Annotated in this window: 21 protein-coding genes; 15 read left to right on the forward strand and 6 right to left on the reverse strand. The window is 67.5% G+C overall.

The window, feature by feature from the left end; translation table 11 throughout:
- Nucleotides 1-10: 10 nt before the first annotated feature.
- The 9 genes from AC1RMY_RS11825 to AC1RMY_RS11865 all read left to right on the forward strand — a co-directional run bounded on the left by AC1RMY_RS11825 (nt 11) and on the right by AC1RMY_RS11865 (nt 8,997).
- The gene (locus AC1RMY_RS11825) at nt 11-529 is read left to right on the forward strand and encodes a DUF3305 domain-containing protein (RefSeq protein ID WP_492864616.1); all 519 of its coding nucleotides are present in this window, start codon (nt 11-13) and stop codon (nt 527-529) included.
- The gene (locus tag AC1RMY_RS11830; protein WP_492864618.1) at nt 526-1,236 is read left to right on the forward strand and encodes a DUF3306 domain-containing protein; all 711 of its coding nucleotides are present in this window, start codon (nt 526-528) and stop codon (nt 1,234-1,236) included. The genes AC1RMY_RS11825 and AC1RMY_RS11830 overlap by 4 nt, the downstream gene beginning before the upstream one ends.
- 108 nt (nt 1,237-1,344) lie before the next feature.
- Nucleotides 1,345-2,154, forward strand: a complete 810-nt coding sequence (locus AC1RMY_RS11835; RefSeq protein WP_492864620.1) for a Cro/CI family transcriptional regulator — start codon at nt 1,345-1,347, stop codon at nt 2,152-2,154.
- 11 nt (nt 2,155-2,165) lie between these two features.
- Nucleotides 2,166-2,420 (forward strand): formate dehydrogenase, encoded by a 255-nt coding sequence (locus tag AC1RMY_RS11840; RefSeq protein ID WP_492864622.1) that lies wholly within the window; start codon nt 2,166-2,168, stop codon nt 2,418-2,420.
- Between the two features lie 12 nt (nt 2,421-2,432).
- On the forward strand, nt 2,433-5,411 hold the full coding sequence (locus tag AC1RMY_RS11845; protein ID WP_492864624.1) for a formate dehydrogenase subunit alpha: 2,979 nt from the start codon (nt 2,433-2,435) through the stop codon (nt 5,409-5,411).
- Nucleotides 5,412-5,425: 14 nt separating this feature from the next.
- Nucleotides 5,426-6,022 (forward strand): formate dehydrogenase FDH3 subunit beta, encoded by a 597-nt coding sequence (gene fdh3B, locus AC1RMY_RS11850; RefSeq protein ID WP_492864626.1) that lies wholly within the window; start codon nt 5,426-5,428, stop codon nt 6,020-6,022.
- 69 nt (nt 6,023-6,091) lie between these two features.
- The gene (locus AC1RMY_RS11855) at nt 6,092-7,099 is read left to right on the forward strand and encodes a formate dehydrogenase subunit gamma (protein WP_492864628.1); all 1,008 of its coding nucleotides are present in this window, start codon (nt 6,092-6,094) and stop codon (nt 7,097-7,099) included.
- 103 nt (nt 7,100-7,202) lie between these two features.
- The gene (mobB, locus tag AC1RMY_RS11860) at nt 7,203-7,733 is read left to right on the forward strand and encodes a molybdopterin-guanine dinucleotide biosynthesis protein B (protein ID WP_492864629.1); all 531 of its coding nucleotides are present in this window, start codon (nt 7,203-7,205) and stop codon (nt 7,731-7,733) included.
- A 7-nt stretch (nt 7,734-7,740) separates the two neighbouring features.
- The gene (locus AC1RMY_RS11865; protein ID WP_492864631.1) at nt 7,741-8,997 is read left to right on the forward strand and encodes a molybdopterin molybdotransferase MoeA; all 1,257 of its coding nucleotides are present in this window, start codon (nt 7,741-7,743) and stop codon (nt 8,995-8,997) included.
- Between the two features lie 16 nt (nt 8,998-9,013).
- On the opposite strand, the gene AC1RMY_RS11870 is transcribed toward AC1RMY_RS11865, so the two are convergent.
- The 4 genes from AC1RMY_RS11870 to AC1RMY_RS11885 form a co-directional block, all read right to left on the reverse strand.
- Entirely contained in the window at nt 9,014-9,787 is a 774-nt protein-coding gene (locus AC1RMY_RS11870; protein WP_492864633.1) for a TIGR02186 family protein, read from the reverse strand.
- Nucleotides 9,784-10,713, reverse strand: coding sequence for a sulfite exporter TauE/SafE family protein (locus tag AC1RMY_RS11875; protein ID WP_492864635.1), 930 nt, complete (start codon nt 10,711-10,713; stop codon nt 9,784-9,786). Before AC1RMY_RS11875 ends, AC1RMY_RS11870 begins: the two co-directional genes overlap by 4 nt.
- Before the next feature lie 207 nt (nt 10,714-10,920).
- Nucleotides 10,921-14,310 (reverse strand): SEL1-like repeat protein, encoded by a 3,390-nt coding sequence (locus AC1RMY_RS11880; RefSeq protein ID WP_492864637.1) that lies wholly within the window; start codon nt 14,308-14,310, stop codon nt 10,921-10,923.
- The gene (locus AC1RMY_RS11885; RefSeq protein ID WP_492864639.1) at nt 14,300-14,608 is read right to left on the reverse strand and encodes a hypothetical protein; all 309 of its coding nucleotides are present in this window, start codon (nt 14,606-14,608) and stop codon (nt 14,300-14,302) included. The genes AC1RMY_RS11880 and AC1RMY_RS11885 overlap by 11 nt, the downstream gene beginning before the upstream one ends.
- A 61-nt stretch (nt 14,609-14,669) precedes the next feature.
- On the opposite strand from AC1RMY_RS11885, the gene AC1RMY_RS11890 reads away from it, so the two are divergent.
- The 5 genes from AC1RMY_RS11890 (at nt 14,670) to AC1RMY_RS11910 (ending at nt 21,201) form a co-directional block, all read left to right on the forward strand.
- Complete coding sequence (locus tag AC1RMY_RS11890) at nt 14,670-15,128, forward strand: MerR family transcriptional regulator (protein ID WP_492864640.1); 459 nt, start codon at nt 14,670-14,672, stop codon at nt 15,126-15,128.
- A gap of 211 nt (nt 15,129-15,339) precedes the next feature.
- Nucleotides 15,340-17,136: an acyl-CoA dehydrogenase C-terminal domain-containing protein gene (locus AC1RMY_RS11895; RefSeq protein ID WP_492864642.1), complete on the forward strand. Its 1,797-nt coding sequence runs from the start codon at nt 15,340-15,342 to the stop codon at nt 17,134-17,136.
- A gap of 138 nt (nt 17,137-17,274) precedes the next feature.
- Complete coding sequence (locus AC1RMY_RS11900; protein ID WP_492864644.1) at nt 17,275-18,483, forward strand: acetyl-CoA C-acetyltransferase; 1,209 nt, start codon at nt 17,275-17,277, stop codon at nt 18,481-18,483.
- Between the two features lie 11 nt (nt 18,484-18,494).
- Entirely contained in the window at nt 18,495-20,699 is a 2,205-nt protein-coding gene (locus AC1RMY_RS11905; RefSeq protein WP_492864646.1) for an FAD-dependent oxidoreductase, read from the forward strand.
- Between the two features lie 7 nt (nt 20,700-20,706).
- Nucleotides 20,707-21,201: a peptide deformylase gene (locus AC1RMY_RS11910; protein WP_492864648.1), complete on the forward strand. Its 495-nt coding sequence runs from the start codon at nt 20,707-20,709 to the stop codon at nt 21,199-21,201.
- Between the two features lie 12 nt (nt 21,202-21,213).
- On the opposite strand, the gene AC1RMY_RS11915 is transcribed toward AC1RMY_RS11910, so the two are convergent.
- Together AC1RMY_RS11915 and aptA are read right to left on the reverse strand one after the other, a co-directional pair.
- Nucleotides 21,214-22,317 (reverse strand): serine hydrolase domain-containing protein, encoded by a 1,104-nt coding sequence (locus AC1RMY_RS11915; protein WP_492864650.1) that lies wholly within the window; start codon nt 22,315-22,317, stop codon nt 21,214-21,216.
- Nucleotides 22,318-22,345: 28 nt separating this feature from the next.
- Entirely contained in the window at nt 22,346-23,686 is a 1,341-nt protein-coding gene (aptA, locus tag AC1RMY_RS11920) for an omega-aminotransferase AptA (protein ID WP_492864652.1), read from the reverse strand.
- Nucleotides 23,687-23,865: 179 nt separating this feature from the next.
- Between aptA and AC1RMY_RS11925 the strand changes: the two genes are divergently transcribed.
- Nucleotides 23,866-25,656 (forward strand): tetratricopeptide repeat protein, encoded by a 1,791-nt coding sequence (locus AC1RMY_RS11925; protein WP_492864654.1) that lies wholly within the window; start codon nt 23,866-23,868, stop codon nt 25,654-25,656.
- Nucleotides 25,657-25,794: the final 138 nt, after the last annotated feature.

Genomic DNA, 25,794 nt, shown 5'->3' on the forward strand with positions numbered 1-25,794 from the left:
GGACGAGCCGATGACGCAAGCGCATATCGAGGTCGGAATCGTCGCCGAGCGCCGCGCGGTGGATTCGCCCTGGATCGACCACGCCTGGGCGCCGCTCGCCGTCCTGCCGGAGCCGCCGCCGCTGGCGCCCTGGACGGAACTGCCGGGCACGCCGGACCGGCGCAGCTTCTATCTAGGGCCGGCGACGCTGACGCTTCATTCGGTCGATACTGCCCATTTCCGCGAGAATTTCCAGGCCGGCCGCGCCAAGCTCTGGGTCGCGATCAGGCCGACCGGCATCGAACCCGAGATCGAGTTCGTCGGCGTCACGGCCGATCCCTTCGAGGGCGAGGTCTATGCCGAAAATGTCGGCGACATCGTCGAGGCGCTGCCGATGCCGCTGGCCATCGCCGAGCAGGTCCTGGCCTTCTTCGAGGCGCATCACGTCGAGCGCGAATTCATCAAGCGCCAGCGCAGCGAGCACGACCCGCGCAAGGGCGGTGGCCCGCGCCCCGAGCCGGGCATGCGCCGGCGGGAGGGCGAAGCGTGAGCAGCCGCGCTCCCGAGGACGAGGGATTCCTTAGTCGCTGGTCGCGCAGGAAGCGCGAGCTGGCCGAGGTGGCGGCACCGCCAGCGCCGGCTCCATCCCTGCCCGCGGACGTGAAGCCGCAGGCGGCCGACGCTCCCCCGGCGGAGCAGGAGCCGGTCGAGCCTCCGTCGCTCGACCTCGTCGACAAGGATTTCGATCTGGCTCCCTGGCTCAAGCAGAACGTGCCGGAGAGCTGGAAGCTGGCGGCGCTGCGGCGGGCCTGGGAGAGCGATCCCGCGATCGCCGGCTTCGAGAACCCGGCGCGCGACTATGCGCTCGACTGGAATACGCCCGGCGGCGCGCCAGGCTACGGCCCGCTGACGGAATCGGACGATGTCGGGGCGATGGTGCGCAGCATTTTCGGCGGCGAGCCGGAGGCGAAAGACCCCGCCATCGCCTCCGTTCAGACGCCTAGCGACCGCATGTCGCACCAACTTTCGTCTAATGACGAATCTGTGAAGTCTGATGCTGCGCCGCAAGAAGAAAGCGCTCCGCTGACGGAGCCCGCAGCGATCCGCTTGAGCGGGGAGGGCGAGGGGGCCGGAAAAATCGGACCTAGGACGGTAGAGCCAGCATCGCCCGTCTATGCTGCAGTGCAAAATAACCCTGATCGCGAAGGGGCTTCCACGCGAATTCGCAAGCGTGGCGGTGGTGCAGTTCCAATCTGAATCAAGTTTGGAATGATTGTATTTCTTAGCGATAAGCAGGCATTATCACTGCCCAAGGATTGAGCGGCCGCCGGTCGCTCGTCCGGACTGGATGACGGCCTGCAATCGATGCGTGACGCGGCACTGGAAAAGGCGATCGACAACGTTGGTGGCGTCAGGGCCTTGGCGCGTAGCTTGGGCATTTCGCAGCCTGCGATCTCGAGCTGGAAGCGCGTCCCGGCCGACCGCGTCCTCTCCGTCGAGGCGACGACGGGTGTCTCTCGCAGCGACCTGCGCCCCGATCTCTATCCGCACTCGGGCTCGTCCCGGATGGCCGGCGTTTCGGAGATCGCTGTCGCGCCCGCAGTCGATGAGATCGACGAGGCGCGCGCCCGCGAATGCGAGCTGATCGGTGCTCTGCTCTGGCGCGCTCCGACCGTCGCGACATTGGCGGCGTTGCGCGACCTGCAGGGCGATGCCTCGCCGCTCGGCATGGCGCATCTGGCCCTGGCCGAGGCGGCCGACGAGGCCACGCCTGAGAGCCTGCGCGACGAGTTCTTCGAGCTCTTCATCGGCGTCGGCCGTGGCGAGCTTCTGCCCTACGCCTCCTATTACCTCACCGGCTTCCTGCACGAGCGGCCGCTCGCGCTGGTGCGCGAGGACATGGGCGCGCTCGGCTTGGCCCGCGACGAGCGCGCCGGTGAGCCCGAGGACCATATCGCTGTCCTGCTCGACATCATGGCCAAGCTGATCCGCGGCGAGGTCTCGGCCGAAAGCGTCGATGCCGACCGCTTCTTCGCCCGGCATGTCGAGCCCTGGGGCGAGCGCTTCTTCGCCGATCTCGAAGTCGCGAAGGCGGCGAAATTCTACAAGGCTGTCGGCCGGCTCGGCAGCCTGTTCCTGTCGATCGAGGCGCAAGCCGCGAGGCTGCCGGCATGAAGACTGAGACGATGACGATCGCGAAGCACGATGCGTGGGAGACGACGATGTCGCACAAGCCAAAAGAGCCCGAGGGCTCCGCTGACGAAAAGCCGGCCGTCGATCGCCGCAGCTTCTTCAAGGCGCTCGGCGCCGGCGCCACGCTGGCGGCCACACCGGCGATGGTGACGCCTGCTGCTGCCGTCGATCCCGGCAAGGAAGAGACCAAGGCGCGTTACCGCGAGTCGGAGCACGTCAAGGACTTCTACCGCGTCAACCGTTACTGAGAGGCGCAAACCATGCTGATCAAGCGCAAAACGGCCGATGTGCAGCGCGGCCGGCTCCAGTCGGCGATTGCCGGGCTTTCCTCCGGCGTGATGGATCGCCGCGCCTTCCTGCGTCGTTCGGGACTCGTCGCGGGCGGCGTCGCCGCCGCCGGCGCGCTCCAGATCGGCTCGGTCCGCAAGGCCGAGGCGGCCGGCCTCGGGCCTGCGACCGGGACCAAGATCGTCAAGAACATCTGCACCCATTGCTCGGTCGGCTGCACGGTCAAGGCCGAGGTCGCCAACGGCGTCTGGGTCGGCCAGGAGCCGGCCTGGGAGAGCCCGATCAACCGCGGCTCGCATTGCGCCAAGGGCGCCTCGGTGCGCGAGCTGGTCCATGGCGACCGCCGCATCAAATATCCGATGAAGCTGGTCGACGGCCAGTGGCAGCGCATCTCCTGGGACGTCGCGATCAACGAGATCGGCGACAAGATGATGGAGATCCGGGCCAAGTCCGGCGCCGACTCCGTCTACCTGCTCGGCTCGGCCAAGTTCTCCAACGAGGGCGCCTATCTCTTCCGCAAGTTCGCGGCCTTCTGGGGCACCAACAACGTCGATCACCAGGCGCGCATCTGTCACTCCACCACGGTCGCGGGTGTTGCCAACACCTGGGGCTACGGCGCGATGACGAACTCCTACAACGACATCCGTAATTCCAAGACGATCATGTTCATGGGCTCGAATGCGGCGGAAGCCCATCCGGTCTCGATGCAGCACATCCTCTCCGGCAAGGAACTCAACCGCGCCAACGTCATCGTCTTCGATCCGCGCCTGACCCGCACCGCGGCCCATGCGACGGATTACATCCGCATCCGCTCCGGCACCGACATCGCGGTGATCTGGGGCATGATGTGGCACATCTTCAAGAACGGCTGGGAGGACAAGGACTTCCTCGCCGCTCGCGTTCACGGCATGGACGACGTCCGCAAGGAGGTCGAGAAATACGACCCCAAGACGGTCGAGGACATCACGGGTGTTCCCGAGGCGCAGCTCAAGCGCGCCGCCGAGACCTTCGCCAAGGTCAAGCCCGCGACCTTCATCTGGTGCATGGGCGTGACCCAGCACTCGGTCGGCACGGCCAATGTCCGCGCCATCTGCAACCTCTTGCTCGCCACCGGCAATGTCGGCGGCATGGGCAATGGCGCCAACATCTTCCGCGGCCACTGCAACGTGCAGGGCGCGACTGATTTTGGCCTCGATATCTCGAATCTGCCTTGCTATTACGGGCTGGTCGAAGGCGCCTGGCGCCATTGGGCCCGCGTCTGGGACGTGCCTTACGACTATTTCGTCACCCGCTTCGACGAGGTTCCGGCCAAGGGCGGCCGCCCGGCGCGCACGCGCAAGGCCAATATGGAAACCTCGGGCCACACCTCGACCCGCTGGTTCGACGCCGCCAACCTGCCGGCCGAGCAGGTCGACCAGAAGGACAATCTCAAGGCCATGTTCGTCATGGGCCATGGCGGCAACACCATCCCGCGCATGCCCGACGCCGTGAAGGGCCTCGAGAAGCTGGAACTGCTGGTCGTCGCCGATCCGCACCCGACCAATTTCGTCTCGCTCGGCGGGCGCAAGAACGGCACCTATCTGCTCCCGATCGGCACGCAGTTCGAATGCTCGGGCTCGCGCACCTGCTCGAACCGCTCGGTCCAGTGGGGCGAGAAGATCGTCGAGCCGATCTTCGAGGCCGCGAGCGACTACTTCGTCATCTACAAGCTCGCGCAGAAGCTCGGTTTCGCCGAGCCGATGCACAAGAACTTCGAGATGATACAGGGCAAGTACGGCCCCGAGCCGTCGGCCGAGTCGATTCTCAAGGAAATCAACCGGGGTGGCTGGTCGACCGGCTATACCGGCCAGTCGCCGGAGCGCCTCAAGCTGCACATGCAGCATCAGGACAAGTTCGACCTGGTGTCCTTGCGCGGCGCCGTCGGCTCCCCGGTCGAGAACGATTTCTACGGCCTGCCCTGGCCGTGCTGGGGCACGCCGGAGCTCAAGCATCCCGGCACGCACATCCTCTACAACACCTCGCTGGAGGCCAAGAACGGCGGCGGCACCTTCCGTCCGCGTTTCGGCCTGACCCGCGAGCGCACTTTGGCCGACGGCAGCAAGGTCAACGACACGCTGCTGGCGGAGAACGGCTCCTACTCGCTCAACTCGGAAATCCGGGACGGTTATCCCGAGTTCACCATGGGCGTGCTGAAGAAGCTCGGCTGGGATGCCGACCTGACGCCGAAGGAACTCGAGACGATCACCTGGATCGGCGGCAACGCCATCGATGCGGTGAACTGGGCCAACGATCTTTCCGGCGGCATTCAGCGCGTCGCCCTCGCCCATGGCTGCGTGCCCTATGGCAACGGCAAGGCCCGCGCGAATGCCTGGAACCTGCCCGACCCGGTTCCGACCCATCGCGAGCCAATCTACTCTCCGCGCGTCGATCTCGTCGCGAAATGGCCGGCGCGTCCTGACGAGCGCACGCTGCGCATCCCCAACCTGCACACTTCGGTCCAGAAGGCAGCGGTCGAGAAGGGCATCGCCAAGTCCTTCCCGATCGTCCTGACCTCGGGCCGCCTCGTCGAATACGAGGGCGGCGGCGAGGAGACCCGCTCGAACCGCTGGCTGGCGGAACTGCAGCAGGACATGTTCGTCGAGATCAACCCGGCGGACGCCACCGCGCGGGGCATCAAGGACGGCGCCTTCGTCTGGGTCAGCGGCCCGGAGAACAACTCCAAGGCCCGCGTCAAGGCGCTGGTGACGGAGCGCGTCGGCAAGGGCGTGGCCTTCATGCCCTTCCATTTCGGTGGCTTCTACCAGGGCGCCGACCAGCGCGGGAACTACCCGAAGGGCACCGATCCGATCGTGCTCGGCGAGTCCGTCAACATCGTCACGACCTATGGCTACGACCCGGTCACGGCGATGCACGAAGGCAAGGTCACGCTCTGTCAGATCGCGGCGGCGTGAGGAGGAACTGAATCATGGCACGGATGAAATTCCTCTGCGACGCCGACCGCTGCATCGAGTGCAACGCCTGCGTCACCGCCTGCAAGAACGAGAACGAGGTGCCCTGGGGCATCAACCGGCGCCGCGTCGTCACCATCAATGACGGCAAGCCCGGCGAGCGCTCGATCTCGATGGCCTGCATGCACTGCACGGACGCGCCCTGCATGGCTGTCTGCCCGGTGGACTGCTTCTACAACACCGCCGATGGCGTGGTCCTGCACAACAAGGACCTCTGCATCGGCTGCGGCTATTGCTTCTACGCATGCCCCTTCGGCGCGCCGCAATATCCCAAGGTCGGCAACTTCGGTTCGCGCGGCAAGATGGACAAGTGCACCTTCTGCGCGGGTGGCCCCGAGGTCGATCTGTCGCCGGCGGAGTTCCAGAAATACGGCTCGAACCGGCTCGCCGAAGGCAAGCTGCCTCTCTGTGCCGAGATGTGCTCGACCAAGTCTCTCCTCGCGGGCGACGGCGAGATTATCGCCCAGATCTACAAGGAGCGGGTGGTGAAGCGCGGCTATGGCTCGGGCGCCTGGGGCTGGCAGACCGCCTACAAGGAAACGATCGCCATCTGACGCGGGTCGACCCGCGGCTTTGAAACGAAACGGCTCCTCGGCGTGAGGGCCCGCAAAAGGATCTTCGCAATGCGTCTCGGCGCTGTCCTTCGCCTCCTCGCGGTAGCCCTGCTGCTGACCATCGCGACGGCGGCAGCCGTTCCGGCACAGGCCCAGCAGGTCAATCCCACCGCTGATTCCGTGCGGGAGCAGCAGTTCCTGGACGTGCTGAAGGGCAATCCCTCGGCCGAATTGCAGGGCCGCATCACCATTCCCGACGAGAAAGCCGCGACGCTGCAGCGGCCCGCCGGCCGTGACTGGCGTGCCTTCCACCAGGGCACGATGCTGCGCATCGCCGCCATCGCGGTGCTCGGCACCCTCGTTGCGCTGATCGCGTTCTATCTGATCCGTGGCCGTATCCGCACGGCCGGCGGCACGAGCGGGCGCACCATCACTCGCTTCAACGCCTTCGAGCGCTTCATGCACTGGCTGACGGCGGCCTGCTTCATCGTGCTCGCCTTCTCGGGGTTGAACGTCACGTTCGGCAAGCTCCTGCTGCTGCCGCTGATCGGGCCGCAGGCCTTCACCAACATCTCTGTCGTGGCCAAGTGGGCGCACAACTTCCTCGCCTGGCCCTTCATGCTCGGCATCGCGCTGATGTTCGTGGTCTGGATCAAGGACAATATCCCCGGCATGGTCGATCTGCGCTGGTTCGCGGCCGGCGGTGGCATCATCGGCAGCGGCCACCCTCCGGCGAAGCGTTTCAATGGCGGCCAGAAGATCGTGTTCTGGAGCGTCGTACTGGGCGGTGCGGCGCTGTCGGTCTCGGGTTTCAACCTCCTCTTCCCGCAACTGGCCGGCGGCGTCCTGAACCTGCAGTTCTGGAACGTCGTCCACGGCATCGTCTCGGTGCTGATGGTCGCGATGATCCTCGGCCACATCTATATCGGCACGATCGGTATGGAAGGCGCTTTCGACGCGATGGGCTCGGGCGAGGTCGATCTCAACTGGGCCAGGGCGCATCACTCGCTCTGGGTCGAGGAGGAGATGCGCAAGGGACATGTTCCCGGCGGGCAGGGACTGCAGCCGGCGGAGTGATGCCAGCTTGACCGGGCGGGGCAACCTGACGGAAGACAGCCGGGCGCTCAGGCGCCCGGTTTTGTTTTTTGCATCCGGTTTTTCTTGCAGGTGAAGGCTCTCGATGCGCGTGATCGGTCTGGCGGGGTGGAGCGGCGCGGGCAAGACCACAGTGCTAACCCGCCTGATTCCCGAGTTGGCGGGCCGCGGCGTCTCGGTTTCGACGATCAAGCATGCCCATCATGCCTTCGACTTGGATACGCCGGGCAAGGATTCCTACGCCCATCGCGAGGCGGGCGCGCGCGAGGTTCTGATCTCCTCCGAGCGGCGCTGGGCGCTGATGCGCGAGTTGCGTGGCGAGCCGGAGGCGAAGCTGCCGGAGCTGCTCGCGCGTCTGTCCCCGGTCGATCTCGTCATCGTCGAGGGCTTCAAGCGCGAGCCGCACGTCAAGATTGAGATTCATCGCGCCGCCAACGGCAAGCCGCCGCTGCATCCGGGCGATTCGACGATCGTCGCCGTCGCCAGTGACGTCGCCTTCCCGGATGCCGGGCGACCGGTGATCGACATCGACGATATCGCGGGCATCGCCGATAGCATGCTGTCGAGTGCCGAGTCGCTTGCCTCCATACTGGCGCATGCCGGCAGGCAGGAGTGACCGGGCCATGGCGCAGTTGAGCCGCGACAGCGAGGCGTTCGGGGGCGCGCTGATAACGCTGGAAGAGGCCGGCGCACGCGTCGCGGCGCTGGTCGCGCCCGTGGCCGGTACGGAACGTCTGGCGCTTGCTGAAGCCGACGGTCGCGTCCTGGCTCAGGATGTCGTCGCCCCGCTCGATCTGCCCCCCTTCGCCAATTCGGCCGTCGACGGCTATGCCGTGCGCTTCGGCGATCTCGCGGCTGCGGGCGAGACGCGCCTGCCCGTCGCAGGCCGGGTTGCTGCCGGAGCCGATGCGGGCGGCGTGACGACGCAAGGCGTCGCGATCCGCGTCTTCACCGGCGCGCCGATGCCGCCCGGTGCCGATACCGTCTTCATGCAGGAGGACGTCGCGCTCGACAGCGGCGTCGCGATCCTGCCCGCGGGTCTTGCTCCGGGAGCGAATGCCCGTCCCGCCGGGGAGGACATCGCGCGCGGTGCGCGTGCGGCAAAGGCCGGCCAGCGCCTGCGTCCGCAGGATCTCGCCCTGCTCTCCGCGCTCGGCCTGACCGAGGTCACGCTGCGTCGCCGGCCGCGCGTCGCGGTGTTCTCGACCGGCGACGAGCTGACCGAGCCGGGCGCGCCGCTGGCGCCGGCCGCGATCTACGACGCCAATCGCACCCTGCTTCGCGCGATGGTCGCCCGCGCCGGTGCGGAGGTGATCGACCTCGGCATCCTGCGCGACGAGCGCGACAGCCTGGCCCGGCGCCTGTCCGAAGCGGCCGGTTCCTGCGATCTCGTCCTCACCTCCGGCGGGGTCTCGACCGGCGAGGAGGATCACGTCAAGGCGGCCGTCGAGCAGGCTGGGGAGCTGGCCTTCTGGCGCATCGGCATCAAGCCGGGCCGGCCCGTGGCGCTCGGCCGCGTCGGAGAAACCCCCTTCATCGGGCTGCCGGGCAACCCGGTCGCGGTCTTCGTGACCTTCGCCTTCGTCGCGCGCGCGATGATCGCACGGCTGGCCGGTACGGAGCAGGCGCGGCCGGTCGCCCTGCCGGTGCGGCTCGGCTTCGCCCATCGCAAGAAGCAGGGGCGGCGCGAATATCTCCGTGTCTCGCTGGAGCCGGGGCCCGACGGCATGATGATCGCGCGCAAGCACCCGCAGGATGGTGCCGGCGTCCTGACCTCGCTGACCCGCACCGACGGCCTCGTCGAACTGGCCGAGGAATTGACGGTGATCGGGGAGGGCACGGTCGTACCTTTCCTGGCCTATGGGCTCCTGGTCGGCTGAGGCCGAAGGCCGTCGCTCAATCCCGCCGAAATACCACGCTGGCAAGCCAGCCCAGCAGGAGCGCCATCACGACCGTGACGAGCCCGTAGAGCAGGGGCAGTTCATGGGCGCCCGAAGCGAGGCGCTGTTCCATGCCGCTCTTGACCACCTCGAAATTGGTGGTCTGGCGTGCCAGCGGCACGCCGCCGGCATAAAGCACGATGTCGATCTCATAGGGGCCGGTCGGTGCCGTCGCGGGCACGTCGATCGGCGCACTGAACATCGTGTTGGAGAGAAAGGTGACGCCGCGCTCCTCGGCCGAATAGAGCCCCTTTTCGGAAAGGATGCGGATCAGCCCCTCCTGAAACCGTGCCGTTGTCACATCGAGCTCGAGCGCGGCATCCCTGCGTTGCTGGGCGTTCTCCAGTCCGATCCGCTCGCGTCGTGCGGTCTCCGGGCTGATGATCTCGTTCAGCGGCCGGTTGCTCGCCACCGTCAGGAAGATCGATGAGTCGGGAAAGCGCCGCTGCGTGCGGTTGATCCAGATCGGTCCCAGCCTTTCCTTCTCGCGCACCAGCAGCATGCGCCTCGGCCCGCGGACGGTTATGACGATGTCGTAAGGGTCGCCGCGGGCGACCGTCCGCCCATCGCGCTCGACCACGCCGAAGACGGTGAGCTGGCTGCCGGTATAGTTCGAGGTGATCTGGATCTGATGGCTCGACATCGCCGCGATCAGCGTCTCGGAACGCGCGGGCAGGGCGGCGCAGGCCGCCAGCGCCAGCATCGCGACGATCCGCGCGACCCGCTTCATCGCGTTCCCTCCGTCAGTACGACCGAGAACGGCTCGCTGGGCGGGATGAACAGCTCGATCGCGAAGCGCAGGCCGACTGACAGGATCAGCAGCGCCAGCAGCAGCCGGAAGGATTCGACATTGAGGTTGCGCGCTGCGCGCCCGCCGAACTGCGCGCCGATGACGCCGCCGAGCAGCAGCAGCACGGCCAGGACGATGTCGACCGACTGGTTGGTCAGCGCGTGCAGGATGGTGGCGCCCGTCATCGTCATCAGGATCTGGAACAGCGAGGTTCCGACCACGACGGCAGGCGGGATGCGGAAGAAATAGATCAGAGCAGGCACTAGAATAAAGCCGCCGCCGACGCCGAGCACCGCGCCGATGAAGCCGATCACCACGGCCAGGAGCGCGATCGGGATGACGCTGCAATAGAGCTGGGAATGCGGGAAGCGCATCCGCCAGGGCAACCCCATCCACCAGGGATGCGTACCGGCCCGGCGCTTCAGCCGCGCCGGCTTGCCGGCCCTGGCCCGCATCAGCGCCCGCACCGCATCATAGAGCATCAGCCCGCCGATGATGGTGAACAGCGTCACATAGGACAGGGTGATGACGAGCTCGAGCTGGCCGAGACGGCGCATCGAGTTGAAGAACAGCACGCCCAGTAGCGTCCCGAGGATGCCGCCGGCGACGAGGATGCCGCCGAGCTTGAAGTCGAGCGCTCGCCTTCGCCAGTAGGTCAGCACGCCGGTGGTCGAGGATCCCGCGACCTGCGCGGCGACGGTGGCGACGGCCACCGCCGGTGGAATGTCGAGGAAGATCAGCAGCGGCGTCAGCAGGAAGCCGCCGCCGACGCCGAACAGGCCCGAGATGAAACCGACCGCGCCGCTGAGCCCCAGCACCGTGAGGATGCTGATCGGCAATTCGGCGATCGGTAAGTAGATCTGCACCTCTGCTCCTCACGCGCCGCGGCGGCGAACGACGGGCCGACGCCGGCTCGTCCGACTATGCATCGATCCGGTTAAGGCAAGATGCCGGCGGAGATGCCGAGGCGAGTTGGCGGACGACCTGGCCGGCGCCCGGCCGGCCGCCTGTCGTGATGGCGCGCCAACGCGTCGAAACCATGACGGCCGGGCCTGTCGCGAGGCTGGCGTCCGTCAAGTCCGCGCGGGCTTCACCGGCTTCTTCGTGGCAGCCGCGGTGGGCGTCTCGTCCCAGCCCTTGGCGGGAGGCGTGACCTCGTTGGCGGCCGGCTCGAGCGCCCTTGGCTTCCAACTCGCGGCCTCGGCCTTGGCGGCGGCGAGGTCGGTGGCGCCGAGACGCTGGGCGACCTCGTCGCGCTTCTTGGCCGCATCGTCGTCGCCCTGGCTCGCGGCGACGGCGAACCAGAGATAGGACTGGGCGAGATCGGTGGGGGCGCCGAGCCCGCGCCCGAGCAGGACCGCGAGATTGTACTGGCTGTCGCGCACGCCGAATTCGGCGGCGCGGCGGAACCATTCGGTCGCCGTCGCATAGTCCGGCCTGCCGGAGACGCCCTCCGCATGCAGCACGGCGAGGTTATGCATCGCCTTGGCGTTGCCGCGCTCGGCGGCGCGCATGTACCAGACCCGGGCGAGCGAGAGGTCCCGGGCTGTGCCGATGCCCTTCTCGAACATGTTGCCGAGGCGGAACTGCGCCGGGGCGAGCCCGGCGACGGCGGCCCGCTCGAACAGGCGCAGCGCCAGCTTCGGGTCGCGCGAGGCGGCCGGGCCGTCAGCGGCACGGCTCGCCAGCTCGTAGACGGCCCGGGCATTGCCGTCGAGCGCCGCCTTGCGCAGGCCGGGGCTGCCGAGGCCGGCCGGAAGCTCGCCGAGGCCTGTCACGGTCTGGATCGGCTCATTGCTCTCGGGGCCGGCGGCGGGAGCGGATACCGCGGGCGGCTGCGTCGTCGAGCCGGTGATGTCCGCCGCCGGCGGCGGCGCAGCTGCGAGAGCCGCCGGTGCGGGGGCCGCCGGGGCGGGCTGGAGTGCCGAGGTCTGGTCCTTGGCGGGCGTCTCGGCGGGGGCTTGTTCCTTCGGGACGATCGGACTCTGCACGGCGTCGCCGGTCGCGGCCGTGCGGGGTCCCTTCAGCGCTCCTGTGACGAGATGGGCTGTGCCGAGCGCCAGGACCAGTGCGGCCAGGCCGAGCAGGAGAGGGCGCTTGCGCTTCTCCATGATCTCCTTGAGCCGGCCTCCGGTCTTGGCGGCCTCGGGGGACGCTGCAGGAGCAGCCGCGGCGGCCTCCGTCGCAGCCTTCGCGGAACGGCGGGCAGCCGCGATCAGGTTTTGCCGGACCGACTGCGGATCGTGGCCGCCGGCGAGCGCAGCATCGGCGCGCGGCCGGCCGGAGCCCGGCTCGAGCGGCAGATCGAGCGCGGTATTGATCTGCGTCGCAGCGGCACTGGGGGAGGGCGCTGGGATCGCCGGCGCCTCGGCCTTCACGAAGGCGGCAGATTCGGGCGGCGCGATCCGGTCCTCCATCGCCAGGTTCATGGCGGCGGGCATCGCCGGAGGCCTGACGGCCGCGCGCTCGGCGGCAGCCACGCGCGGTGGCATCGGTGTGCGGGCGGCGATCGTTGCGGCCTGCCGGTCCGCGACCAGTTCGGCCTCCAGGCTGGAGAGCCGTGCGATGATGGTCTCGAGCGTCTGGTGCACCGCGCCGATGGCGTCCTGCGTCTCGCGCCCGGTCGAGGCCTGGCTCTCATGCAGGCCCGACACCAGCGTGCTCAGCTCGGCGATGCCGCTTTGCGGCTGGGCGGCCTTGCCGAGATGGTCCGACATCGCGGCCCGCGCCGCACGCTCGGCGGCCTCGGTCGTCTCCTCGCGCAGCGAGCGCAAATGCACGACCAGGTCCTGCAGCGTCCGTTCCATCCCGGTCTCTGCGGAGCGCGTCGCGGCGGCAGCGTCGAGCCGCTGGGCCAGACCCGAGATCTGCTGTTCGAGGGCATCGAACGCTCCAGCTTCCGCACCGGGACGGCCGGCCTCGTCGATCTTCGCGGCGAGGTTTCGCAGCATCTGCTCGACGGGCGCGAGATCGACCTGTGCGACCTGGATCGCCTGGCCCTCGCCGACGAGATGCGTCAGGTTGTTCGAAGCCACGAGGTTCTCGATGCGCCCGGCGAGCGCGTCGATCTGGCGCGTAACGGCCGCCGGGCCCTTTTCGGCCAGCGCCTCGATGCGCTCATGAAGAGCATCAAGGCGCTCTTCGATCTGGCGGTTCGGCCGGGTGTCGATCTTGCCGGCCAGGCTCTCGATCTGGAGCGAGAGCGAGGCGAGCGGCGCGAGGTCCTGAACCCGCGCCTGCCCGCGCTCGGCCAGGATGGTGTCGCGGATTTCGTCGATCGCTAGCGTGAGCGCGCGCAACTCGCGGCTGTCCTGCTGGCCGTCGCGGATACGATTGACGTCGAAGGACAGCGCCGAAACCTGTTCGGACAGCTCGGCGAGGCGCGCGTCGCTGCCGTTCGCCGCCAGCATGTCGCGAAGCTCCGCGATGTCGCGCTGCACTGGCACCAGTAGAGTACGGTCACTGCCGCGAGCGGTCAGCGCATCGACCTTGGCGGCGAGATGCGCGATCTCGAGTTCGAAGCGCCGATAGCTCTCGTCGGAGCGATCCTGTGCGAGGCGCGACACCTCCGATTCGATGCGCGCCAGCGGCTTCAGGATCGGCTCGATCCGGTCGCGCTTGTCGAGCCGGTCGAGGCGCCCGCCGAGTTCGGCGAGCATCGCCTCGATCTGGGCGAGTTGGGGATCGGGTTCGGTGCGGGCCAGCGGCAACGGCGCGGCGGGCCGGACGGCCCGCGCGGTCACGGGGGTGATACGGGCGCTGAGTTCACGCAGATCGTCACGCAGCGCGGAGATGCGGCTTTCGGCCATGGCGGGCCGGCTCGCAACGGTCGGTGCCGCTTCCTCCTCGTCGAGCATGCGCTGGCGGGTGCGGATATCCGTCACGGCAGCGGCGAGATTGTCGCGGCTGAAGGCAAGACGCGGCGCCTGTTCGGCGCGGGCAGGAGCGTGCCTTGCCTCGTTCGACCGGCGCTCGATATCGGCGATGCGTTCGCCCATCGTCTTGATCGCTTCGGCGATCACGCTGGTCGCGCGGTCCTGGCGCTCCGCCGCAGCGCGCTCGCCGGAGCTCATCCGGTTCTCGGTATTCTCGATCCAGCGCGCGATCGAATCGAGCGCGCCGACCGTCTTGGCGCTCGATTCTCGCGTCAGCCGCTCGATACTGGCGGCCTGGGCGAGAACGGCGTCGATCTCGTTCCGTGAAGGCATGGGCGCGCTTCTGTGTGCGCTGACGGCTTGCTGCGACGCCGTGTCCATCTGGCCTTGCGAGAGGCGCGCGAGGCGTTCGGACAGGGCGGCGATGTCGAGCTGTTCGGGCGGCGTGGCATCCGCGGGCGCTTCTTCGCCCAGCTTGTGGTCGAGCCATTCGCCGAGCGTCATGCCGGCGCGCCGGGCGGCAGCCTTGGCGGCATCGCGGGTGCGGGGATCGACGCCCTTCACGCTCCAGGGCAAGCTATTGGCCATGATGACGCTCGCCTACGGGGCTTTCCTTCATCGGAAGACGCAGGCCCCTGTACGCCGCTGTCTTCCTGCGGGTGGCGACACCTGAAGATAATGTTGCCGTAGCGATGACGCCGATCCGCAAGCCCGACCTTTTGGCCGACGTGGTAAACAGCCGGTTAAAATTCGGCAGCCATCCGTTAATTTTCTGCGAATGCGCCAGCCCGCGAGCCACGCTGATAGCCGGGTAACCGTAACTTGCCTCACGGCAGGACCACATTACCTGACGCAACGACAGCTCTTCGCCTATCTGGATCGCCATGCCTATCGTCGCCGCCATTGATGCCGGCGTGTCCGCTCCCATCTTCAAGGATTGAAACCGAATGTCGCGCCAAAGCTCCGCTCTGGCGGCCGCTCCGAATCATGACGGCCGTAACTCTCCCTCCGCCGCATCCGAGTCGGATAATGCCGAGGGCTTCACGATCAGCGATCTCGCCCGTGATTTCGGCGTTACGCTGCGCACCCTGCGCTTCTATGAATCGCGCGGCCTGATCGCGCCGGCTCGCTCCGGCATGACGCGGATTTATTCCGCCCGTGATCGCGCCCGTCTCGCGCTGATCCTCAAGGGCAAGCAGCTCGGGTTCACGCTGGTCGAGATCCGCGCCATGCTCGCCAATGAGGAGAAGAAGGGCGCCGAGGCCGGCTCGGCTTCGGTCGGCGGTCTTCAGCTCAGCCGTGAACAGGTCGTCGAACAGCTCGAACTGCTGCGCGCCCAGCGTGCCGAGATCGACGGCGCCATCGCCGAGCTCGAAGCGTCCGCCGCGCGTTTCGCCAAGGCCTGATAGCCGTCGCGCGATCCGATCAGGCGCCGTGTATCTTCACGCCTCGGCCCTCGGGCCGGGGCGTTTTTCGTATCGGCCGGGGTCGAGGCGCGGCCGCCTCGCGAAAATGCGTTCTCCCCCTTTGCCAAGGCGGCGAAGATAGTTTATATGTAAACTATTCGATGCCGCGCCGCTCTCGGGCCGCGGCTTTGCGACGAGAGGGAGGAATGCCATGCCGGTCTACAAGGCGCCCGTCGAAGACACGCTTTTCCTGCTGAACGACGTCTTCAACATCGAGCGTTACAACAACCTGCCGGGCTTCGCCGATGCGACGCCGGATGTGATCGAGGCCGTGCTCGGCGAGGGCGCCAAGGTCTGCGAGGAGATCCTCCAGCCGCTCAACCTCTCCGGCGATCGCGAGGGCTGCAAGCGCAACGCCGACGGCACCGTCTCGACGCCCAAAGGCTTCAAGGAAGCCTACGAGGCCTATGCCCGCGCCGGCTGGATCGGGCTCGCCATGGATCCCGAATATGGCGGGCAGGGCCTGCCCTATACGCTGGGCGCGGTGATGAACGAGTTCGCCTCCTCGGCGAACATGGCCTTCGCGATGTATCCGGGCCTGACCATGGGCGCGATCGCGGCGCTCAACGTCCACGGCACCGATGAGCAGAAGCGGACCTATCTGCCGAAGATGATCGAGGGCGCATGGTCCGGCACGATGAACCTGACCGAGCCGCATTGCGGCACCGATCTCGGGCTGATCAAGACCAAGGCCGTTCCCAATGGCGACGGCTCTTATGCCATCACCGGCACCAAGATCTTCATCTCGGCCGGCGAGCAGGACATCACCGAGAACATCATCCACCTCGTGCTCGCCCGCATCGAGGGCGCGCCGGCCGGCGTGAAGGGCATCTCGCTCTTCGTCGTGCCGCGCAACGTGATCGGACCCGACGGTGCCGTCGGGGCGAACAACCAGGTTTCCTGCGGCTCGATCGAGCACAAGATGGGCATTCACGGCAACGCGACCTGTGTCATGAACTATGATGGCGCGCAGGGCTGGCTCGTCGGCGCGGAGAACAAGGGCCTCGCCGCCATGTTCGTGATGATGAACGAGGCGCGGCTCGGTGTCGCGATCCAGGGGCTGGCGCAGTCCGAGGTCGCCTATCAGAACGCGGTTGCCTATGCGAAGGACCGCATCCAGGGCCGTTCGCTGACCGGCGCCAAGAACCCGGAGAAGGCGGCCGACCCGATCATCGTCCATCCCGATGTCCGCCGCACGCTGATGTCGATCAAGGCCTTCAATGAGGCCGCCCGCGCCTTCGTGCTCTGGAACGCGTTGAAGTCGGACATCGCCCATCGCTCCGGCGATACGGCCGAGCGCCAGGCCGCCGACGACCAGCTCGGGTTGATGACGCCGGTGCTCAAGGGCGTGCTCACCGATGTCGGCTTCGACAATGCGGTGAAGGCCCAGCAGATGTTCGGCGGCCACGGCTACATCGCCGAGCACGGGATGGAGCAGTTCGTGCGCGATGCTCGCATCGCGATGATCTATGAGGGCGCCAATGGTGTGCAGGCGATGGATCTCGTAGGCCGAAAGCTCGGTCGCGACGGCGGCCGCGCCATCATGGCCTTCTTCAACGAGGTCGGCGGTTTCCTGAAGGAGAATGCCGAGGACGAGGCGCTGAAGCCGCTTCTGGCGCCGCTCATGGCCTCGCTCGGCCATCTCCAGCAGGCGACGATGTGGTTCATGAACAATGCGCTGGCGAAGCCCGACAATGCCGGCGCAGGCGCGACCGACTATATGCACCTGCTCGGCCTCGTTTCGCTCGGCTATATGTGGGCGAAGATCGCCAGGGTCGCGCAGGACAAGCTCAAGGCCGGCGCCAATGGCAGGGCCGAGCGCATGAACGGCAAGCTCGTCACGGCCCGCTTCTTCATGGAGCGCAGCCTGCCGGAGACGGCCGTGCATCTCGCCCGGATCACGGCGGGCGCCGACAGCACGATGGCGCTGACGGCGGACCAGTTCTGACCACTACCGTCATGGTCGGGCTTGACCCGGCCATCTCTTGCAGAACCCGCTGGATGACGAGATGGTCGGATCAAGCCCGACCACGACGTCCGGCACGAGAACGAGCCGCCCGCGAGCGGCCAGCCCGGGAGGCTCCTGATGGCAGACGCATTCATCTACGACCATGTCCGCACGCCGCGCGGCAAGGGCAAGGCCGACGGCTCGCTGCATGAGGTCACGGCGATCGAGCTCGGCACGCAGGCCCTGCGCGCGCTCAAGGGCCGCAACGGCCTCGATCCGAAGCTGGTCGAGGACGTGGTCTTCGGCTGCGTCGATCCGGTCGGCGAGGCCGGCGCCGACATCGCCCGCACGGTCGCGCTCAAGGCTGGTTACGGCAAGGAAGTACCCGGCGTGCAGATCAACCGCTTCTGCGCCTCGGGGCTGGACGCCGTGAACCTCGCCGCCGCCCAGGTCATGTCCGGGCAGAAGGAGATGGCGATCGGCGGCGGCGTCGAGAGCATGAGCCGCGTCGGCATGGGCGCCTCGGGCTTCGCCATCGCGGTCGATCCATCCGTCGCCATCGATACCTACTTCATGCCGCAGGGCGTCTCGGCTGACCTGATCGCGACGAAATACGGCTTCTCGCGCGACGATGTCGACGCCTATGCCGTGCGCTCGCACCAGCGCGCCCATGCGGCCTGGGAGGCCGGGCGCTTCAGGAACTCGGTGATCCCGGTCACCGACGTCAACGGGCTGATCCTGCTCGACCGCGACGAGACGATCCGCCCGGGCACCGACATGCAGGCGCTCGCTGCGCTCAAGGCCTCCTTCGTCCAGATGGGGGAGATGGGCGGTTTCGACGCGGTCGCGACCGCAGCCCACCCGGATGTCGAGTTCGTCAACCACGTCCACCATGCCGGCAACTCCTCGGGCATCGTCGATGGGGCGGCCGCCGTGCTGGTCGGCTCGAAGAAGGGCGGCAAGGCGGCCGGCCTTAAGCCCCGAGCCCGCATCCGGGCCTTCGCCACGATCGGCTCGGACCTCGCGCTGATGCTGACCGGCCCGGTCGACGTCACCGAATTGGTGCTGAAGAAGGCCGGTATGAAGACCAGCGACATCGACCTGTTCGAGCTGAACGAGGCCTTCTCCTCGGTCGTGCTGCGCTACCAGCAGGCCTTCGACATCGACGACGAGGTGCTGAACGTGAATGGCGGCGCCATCGCCATGGGCCACCCGCTTGGCGCCACCGGCGCGATGATCCTCGGCACCGTGCTCGACGAACTGGAGCGCACGAACAAGAACACCGCTTTGGTCACCCTTTGCGTCGCCGCCGGCATGGGCGTCGCCACCATCATCGAGCGGGTTTGAGGAGAGCCATCATGAACCTCACCAATTTCCGCTTCGACGTCGACGCCGACGGCATCGCCACCGCGACCTGGGACATGCCGGGCCGCTCGATGAACGTCATCACCCCTGAATTGATGGCCGAGATCGACCAGATCATCGACAAGGTCGCCTCCGATGAGGCGATCAAGGGCTGCGTCGTCACCTCCGGCAAGGAGGCCTTTTCCGGCGGCGCCGACCTCACCATGCTGCAGGGTCTGCGCGACCTCTATATCCGCCTCGCCAAGGACAAGGGCGAGCAGGCCGCGATGCAGAGCTTCTTCGACGAGAGCCGCAAGCTGTCGCTGCTCTATCGCAAGCTTGAGACCTGCGGGAAGCCCTTCGCCGCCGCGATCCATGGCGTCTGCCTCGGCGGCGCCTTCGAGCTGGCGCTGGCCTGCCAGTACCGCGTCGTCTCGGACGATGCCTCGACCCGCGTCGGCCTGCCCGAGATCAAGGTCGGGCTGTTCCCCGGCGCCGGCGGCACCCAGCGCGTCGCCCGCCTGATGCAGACCGGCGACGCCCTCCAGATGATGTTCAAGGGTGAGCAGGTGAAGGCGCTGCCGGCGCGCAACACCGGCCTCGTCCATGCCGTCGTCCCGCGCGCAGAGCTCGTCGCGAATGCGAAGGAGTGGCTCAAGGCCAATCCGCAGGCCAAGGCGCCCTGGGACGATCCGAAGTTCAAGCTGCCCTCGAACAAGGTCTATTCGCCGGCCGGCATGCAGATTTGGCCGCCGGCCAACGCGATCTATCGCCGCGAGACCAACGACAATTACCCGGCCGCCCGCGCCATCCTCTCGGCCGTCTATGAGGGGCTCCAGCTTCCCATCGACCTCGGCCTGCGCGTCGAGAGCCGCTACTTCGCCAAGATCCTGCGGACGAAGGAGGCGGCTTCGATGATCCGCTCGCTCTTCGTCTCGATGCAGGAGTTGAACAAGGGCGCCCGCCGCCCGGCCGACGTGCCGCCATCGAAACTCAAGAAGGTCGGCATCGTCGGCGCCGGCTTCATGGGCGCCGGCATCGCCTATGTCACGGCGCAGGCCGGCATCGAGGTCGTGCTCGTCGACCGCGACCAGGAGGCCGCCGACAAGGGCAAGGCTTATTCGCACAAGCTGGTCTCCGACCAGATCATGAAGGGTCGCGCCAAGACAGCCGATCGTGAGGCGCTGCTCGCCCGCATCACCGCGACCGCCGACTATGCGGCGCTGAAGGGCTGCGATCTCGTCGTCGAGGCCGTGTTCGAGGATCCCAAGGTCAAGGCCGAGGTGATCGCCAAGGTCGAGGCTGTCGTCGGGCCGAAGACCATCTTCGGCTCCAACACCTCGACGCTGCCGATCACCGGCCTCGCCAGCACGAGCCAGCGGCCGCAGAACTTCATCGGCATCCATTTCTTCTCGCCGGTCGAGAAGATGCTGCTGGTCGAGGTCATCATGGCCAGGAAGACCGGCAAGAAGGCCCTCGCCATGGCGCTGGATTTCGTGCGCGCGATCAAGAAGACGCCGATCGTCGTCAACGACACGCGCGGCTTCTACGCCAATCGCTGCGTCGGCAACTACATCCGCGAGGGTCACCTCATGCTGATGGAAGGCGTGCCGCCGGCGATGATCGAGCAGGCCGGCAAGCAGGCCGGCATGCCCGTCGGCCCGCTTTCGCTGAATGACGAGGTCGCGGTCGATCTCGCCTTCAAGGTTCTCAAGGCGACCAAGGCCCAACTCGGCGAGGGGGCGGTCGATCCGGCGCAGGAGAAGCTGCTCTCCGACATGGTCGAGAAGCATGGCCGCCTCGGCCGCAAGAACCGCAAGGGCTTCTACGACTACCCCGAAGCCGGGCCGAAGCGCCTCTGGCCGGGCCTTGCCGATCTCGTCGGCAAGCGGCTCGCGCCGGAACAGGTCGATATGGCGGAGTTGCAGCACCGTCTACTGGTCACGCAGGCGCTTGAAGCCGCGCGCACCTATGAGGAGGGCGTCGTCACCGATCCGCGCGAGGCCGATGTCGGCTCGATCATCGGCTTCGGCTTCGCGCCCTATAGCGGCGGCACGCTGAGCTACATCGACAATATGGGGGCGGCCGCCTTCGTGAAGCTCTGCGAGGCGCTGGCGAAGAAGCATGGCGAGCGCTTCAAGCCCAATCGCCAGCTCAAGCGCATGGCGAAGACCGGCGAGAGCTACTACGGCGCGGCTGCTGCGAAGGCCGCGGCCTGAGGCCGGCATGGCGATCCTGCCGATCGTCCGGTTCCCCGATCCGCGCCTGCGCGCGGTCGCGGAGCCGGTCGAGCATTTCGACGCCGATCTGCGGCGCCTGGCCGACGATCTGCTCGAGACGATGCGGGCCGCGCCCGGCGTCGGCATCACCGCGCCGCATGTCGGCGTCCCCCGGCGCCTCGTCGTCCTCGAATTGTCGCCGGGCGAGGTGCGGATCTATGTCAATCCGAAGCTCGTCTGGGCATCGCCGGAGACGGCCCGCGCCATCGAGGGCAGTGTCTCGATGCCCGGCGTCACCGAGGAGGTCGAGCGCGCTGCGAAGGTTCGCGTCGGCTATCGCAACCTCGACGGCGTCGAACATGAGGAGGAAGCCGACGGCTTCCTCGCCGTCTGCCACCAGCACGAGATCGACCAGCTCGACGGCATCTTCTGGATCGACCGCCTGTCGCGGCTCAAGCGCGACAGGTTGATTGCGCGCTACAACAAGCTGCGGCGGGGTTGAGAGAGGTGCCGGCTACGAGGCCAGGGCGCCGAAGACGAATTCGCTCGCCACGCGCAGCGGCATCTTCCAGCCATCCGGCCGGTTGTAATTGCCGGCGGTGATGGCGATGACGATCTGGTGCCTGGGCGCGACGACGAGGCGCTGCCCGCCATTGCCGAAGGCCCCGTACCAAGGCGCGCCGGACTGGTCGCGGCCCAGATACCATTGATAGCCGTAGCCGAGCCCGTCGGGCAGCCGCGTATGCGGTGTCAAACTCTGCTCCAGCCAGTCCGCAGGCACGATCTGGCGGCCATCATGGCGCCCCTTGTCGAGCAACAACTGGCCGATCGCTGCGAGATCGCGCGGGCGCAGGCGGAGCCCCGACGCAGCGGCCTCCTCGCCATTGGTGCCGTTCGTCCAGGCGAAGCGCTCGATGCCGAGCGGCGCGAAGAGGCGGCTCGAAGCGAATGTGCCGAGGCGTTGCCCGGCGCCTTTGGCAGCCAGATGTCCGAGCAATGCCGTCGCGCCGCCGCTATAGGTCCAGGCTTCGCCGGGCGGGCGGACAATCGGGCGGTCGAGAATGAAGCGGTAACGATCGGACGCGTGCTCCATCGCGATCTCGCTGTTGCGCGGATCGCTGTAGGGCAGGGATTCGTCCCAGACGAGGCCCATGCTCATCGTCAGCACATGCTCGATCCGGAGCCGTTGCCGGTCCGGATCAGCAGCGAGATCGGAATAGTCCGGAAAGCTCGCCAGCAACGGCGCATCCGGCTTTGGCACCAGCCTCTCGGCGAGCGCGATGCCATAAAGCAGGCCGACGATGCTCTTCGACACCGAGCGCAAATCGTGCAGTTCGTCGGCATTGAAGGCGACGACACCGCGGCTGTCGCCCCAGATCTCATCCGCACCGGCGAAATAGTGCTCCATCGCGATCTTGCCGTGCCGGAGCACGACAAGTCCGTGAAGCCCGTTCAGTTCGCCGGCGGCGAAGGCCTTTCCAATGCGATCGCTCGCGTCAGGCCGAAAGCCCGCCTCGGCGAGCGACAGCGTCTGCCATGAACGGACCGGCGCCTGCGCCACGGCCGCGCGCGCCATCATGGTCGCGCTCGCACCAGCGAGGAAAGCGCGTCGATCCATCTCGGGCACATCCCTGTCTGTCGGGGCTTCAGTTCGCGACCGCCCGGATGACCCGGCGCAGCTTGCCGATCAACTCGTCGACCTGCGACTCCGTGATGATCAGCGGCGGCGAGAAGGCGATGGTGTCGGCCGCGGTGCGGATCATCAGGCCTTCCTCGTGGAAGGCGCGATCGATCGCCTCATAGCCGCGCTTGCCGGCGCCCTCGGCGCGTGGCGCGAGGTCGACGGCCCCGACGAGGCCGAGCGTGCGGATATCGACGACGTTGGGTTCGCCCTTCAGACTCATCACCGCATCGGCGAAGGCGCCTTCCATGGCACGTGCTCGCTCGAACAGCCCTTCCTCGCGGTAGATGTCGAGCGTGGCGAGCGAGGCCGCCGCCGCCAGCGGATGGCCGGAATAGGTATAGCCGTGGAACAGTTCGATGACATTGTCCGGCCCGCCCATGAAGGCGCCGTAGATGTGCTTGCGCACGATCACGCCGCCCATCGGCACGGTGCCCGAGGTCACGCCCTTGGCGAAGGTGATCATGTCCGGGATCACGCCGTAACGCTCGGCAGCGAAGGCGAAGCCAAGGCGGCCGAAGCCGGTGATGACCTCGTCGAAGATCAGGAGGATGCCGTGCTTGTCGCAGATCTCGCGCAGGCGCTTGAGATAGCCCTTCGGCGGCGGCAGGGCGCCGGTCGAGCCGGCCATCGGCTCGACGATCACGGCGGCGATGGTCGAGGCGTCGTGCAGCGCGACGATGCGCTCGAGATCATCCGCGAAATGCGCGCCGTATTCAGGCTCGCCCTTGCTGAAGGCCTGCTTCTCGCGGTCATAGGTGTGGGCGATGTGGTCGACGCCGGTCAGCAGCGAGCCGAAGAACTTGCGGTTGTTCGACATGCCGCCGACGGAGATGCCGCCGAAGCCGACGCCGTGATAGCCGCGCTCGCGGCCGATCAGCCGGGTCTTGGCGGCTTTGCCGGAGACGTTCCAGTAGGCCAGCGCGATCTTCAGGGCCGAATCGGCCGCTTCCGAGCCGGAGCCGGCGAAGAAGACATGGTCGAGATCGCCCGGCGCCAGCGCGGCGATGCGGGCGGCGGCCGCGAAGACCTTCGGGTGGCCGTATTGGAAGGAGGGGGCATAGTCGAGATCGCGCGCCTGCGCCTGGATAGCCTGGATGATCGGCTCGCGCGAGTGGCCGGCATTGCAGCACCAGAGCCCGGCTGTGCCGTCCATAACCGGCTTGCCCTCGGGCGTGTAGTAGAACATGCCCTCTGCCCGCGCGACCATTCGCGGGTTCTTTTTGAACGAGCGGTTCGCCGTGAATGGCATCCAGAAGGCTTCGAGATCGTTGGGGGTCGCGATCGGGGAGGGGGCTGCAGTCATCGGGCGATCCAGTGATTAATCATCCCTCAACCTAACAGCACGATGCGGGCTGTAAATTGCCGCCGGGACGCGGCATCCCTGCGCCCGGCGGGAGGGCGACCGCCGATCGTGCCGTCAGGTGACGCAGCGTCGCTTGTGGCGTATCATGGAAAAAGGGGCGCAAACTGGACCGGACCCCGATGGACGATCTCGAGCCAACGTCGGGCCGGCCGGATGGTGATTTTGATGCGTCGATCCGCGCGGCTCTCGCCCGCGTGCTCGCCTCCGATGCCTTTCGCGCCGCGCCACAGCTTTCCGCCTTTCTCGGCTTCATCGTCGAGCGTGCCGTCGAGGGGCGCGCCGCCGAGCTGAAGGGCTATACGATCGCTGTCGAAGCCTTCGGCCGTTCCGCCGATTTCGATCCGCAGACCGATCCGATCGTGCGCGTCGAGGCCGGCCGCCTGCGCCGGGCGCTGGCGCAATACTATGCCGGCGAGGGCGCGCAGGATCCGTTGCGGATCTCGATGCCGGTCGGCGCCTATGTCCCGGCGTTCGACTGGGTCGGGCCACCGGAGATGGATGAGCCCAGGCCCGAGCAGCCACCGCAGGGGCTGTCCCTTGCGACCCGGCCGCCCGAACCGGGTGCGAGCGCCGAGCCGGTGCGGGAGTCGCCGCCGGAGCGCTGGATTGCCAGGCGCTGGCCGCTGATCGCCGCTATGGGACTTTTGGTCGCGCTCGCATCTCTGGCGGCCTGGCATCTCGGCCTGCCCGGAGCCAGCCCGGGACCGGGCGCCTCGTCCATTCCTGCGCCCCGCGAGACGGCTCGCGGCCCCGATCCGGCTCCGCGCGGCACGGCGCCCGAACTCACCGTCCTGGCGATTTCGGTTCCCGAGTTGCCGAGCGACCCGAGGCTCGAGGCACTGGCGCGCCGGTTCTCGGCGTTCCTGGTCGATGCCCTGTCACGCTTCGACGACCTCGTCTCCGTCAAGGCACCGCCGCTCGGTCAGGCGCCTCCGAACGGCGCCGATTACATCTTCGAGATGGCCGGTCAGATGGTCGACGGCACGATGGAGAGCTTCGGCCGCCTGCGTTCGGTCCGTGACGGCCGCATCGTCTGGTCGGCATCATCAGCCCGGCCATTGAGCGCCGACGACAGGGATCTGCCCGACGTTGCCCGTCGCCTGGCGACGCGCCTGGCCGAGCCCTTCGGCATCATCCATGCCGACATCCGTCAGAACGCGACGTCGGGACCGATGCGTTGCATCTACCAGGCTGTCGATGTCCGCCGCACAATGAAGCCGGAGGATCATCTTGCGGCGCTCAAATGCGTGCAGGAACTGGTCGATCGCGATCCGAGCTTCTACCCCGCCTGGGTGCAACTCGCCTTCCTGACCCTGGGCGAATACACCTCAGGCCTCAATCCGCAGCCGGGGTCGCCGCTCGAACGGGCGCTTTCGGCCGCTCTCACGGCCGTCCGGCTGGCGCCTTCCAGTGCGAGGGCCCAGCAGGCGATGATGGACGCCTTGTTCGCGCGCGGCGCGACTGAGGAAGCCATCAAGGCAGGGCGCGAGGCGCTGAGCCGCAACCCCTATGATTCCGACATCATGGCCAGCCTGGGCGCCCGCTACATCCAGTTGAACCGCCCCACCGAAGGCCTGCCGCTGGTCGAGCGCGCCATCGAGCTGAGCGCCGGGCGCCCGCCGGCCTATGATTTCTTCGCCCTGCTCGGAGCCCATCTCCTCGGCGCTCGCCAGCTGTCGCGCGGCCATGCCGAGTTTCTGGCGGCCGACTCGAATCCTTACGCTCTGCTCGGCCGGGCGCTCCAGGCCGCGCAGAAGGGCAGCAAGGCCGAGAAGGGCGAGGCCATCGCCGCACTGCGCCGGAGTTCTCAGCTCTTCGACAGCGAGCCGCGGCTTTGGCTGATGCGCCGGGGCTTCGGCCCAGAGGTCATTGAGCGCATCCTTTCCGACCTCGCCATCGCGCAGCCCTGACCCGAGGGAGGCGGGGCGCGCCGTGATTCAGCGGTTTCGGCGGCTTGCGGGCATCGAACGAGGGCAAAAGCTCGCTTGCCGGCGGGCGTAAGGTTAATCTCGTAAAAGTGGTGTGATTCGCCGTCCTTTCCGATCAAC

This window comes from Allobosea sp. GW822-FHT03F07, from assembly GCF_058801345.1.